At 71.8% G+C, this 963-nt stretch carries 1 protein-coding gene; it reads right to left on the minus strand.

Annotated features, from left to right (window positions below):
- The coding region (locus N864_RS22675) for an IS1380 family transposase (protein WP_034722920.1) at positions 1 to 963 on the minus strand (963 nt) is incomplete at both ends.

Below are 963 nucleotides of genomic sequence, written 5' to 3' on the forward strand. Positions count from 1 at the left end.
CCGGGAACAGCTCGTCGAGCTTGGCCTGGTCACGGACCCGGCGCACGACCAGCCGCGCGGTGACCGGAGTGTCGGTCGAGGCGAACGCGGTGAAGGTGGTCTCGGCGACTTCCGCGTCGGAGATCAGCTCGCCGGTGTCCGGGTCGGTGACCGCCCCGGGGTAGCGCACCGGGGTCCACGCGTCATCGGCGATGGCCTCGATCGCGCGGGACACGGCGGCGTTCTTGGCCAACACCACGGAGAACTGCACGCGCTCGCGCAGGCAGGCGGTCACGACCGCGCTGGTGCCGTACGCGGAGTCGCCGCGCACCAAGATCGTGCCGGCGGACCCGGCATCGCGGGCGGTCCTGATCGCTGCGGTGACCATCGATCCGGCGGCCCGCCCGGATCCGGCCTTCCCGGCCCGCAACCGGATCCCGGCGAGCACCGGCGCCGCGGTGTCGGTGCTGATCGTGACCGCCAGCGGGGACAGGCCCTTACGGAGCACCTGCTTGCCGGCGATCTTGGTGTGCCCGAAGCTGGCGCCCTGCTTGGTCTTGCCGTACACCGGCCGCAGCAGCGAGTCGATGTCGATGTACGCCTGCTCCTCGATCCCGGCCAGCACGCTGGTGCGCTCGGCCAACGCGACCAGGTGCGCCCGCACGACCGAGGCGAGCTGGCTGGCGTGCCCGTGGGTGAACTCGCGCAGGAACTGCCCGAGCGTGGCCGGCGCGTACACCTCGCCGAAGAGCCGCTTCATCCCGCCGGAGCGGACCACCTGCAGGTCATCGATGCTGTCCGCGCCGGCGGCCATCCCGGCGATGATCGTGGTGATCTTCCCGGCCGGGTTCACCCCGGCCGAGGCCACCCGCACCGACTCGAGGCTGACCTTCTCCTCCACCAGCTCGGACAGGCCGGTCTGCTCGGCCAAGCCCATCACCGGGGCCAGCCCGGCGCACGACACGAGGTTCTCGTCATCGAAGA

The organism is Intrasporangium chromatireducens Q5-1, assembly GCF_000576575.1.
Taxonomy (GTDB): Bacteria; Actinomycetota; Actinomycetes; order Actinomycetales; family Dermatophilaceae; genus Intrasporangium_A; species Intrasporangium_A chromatireducens.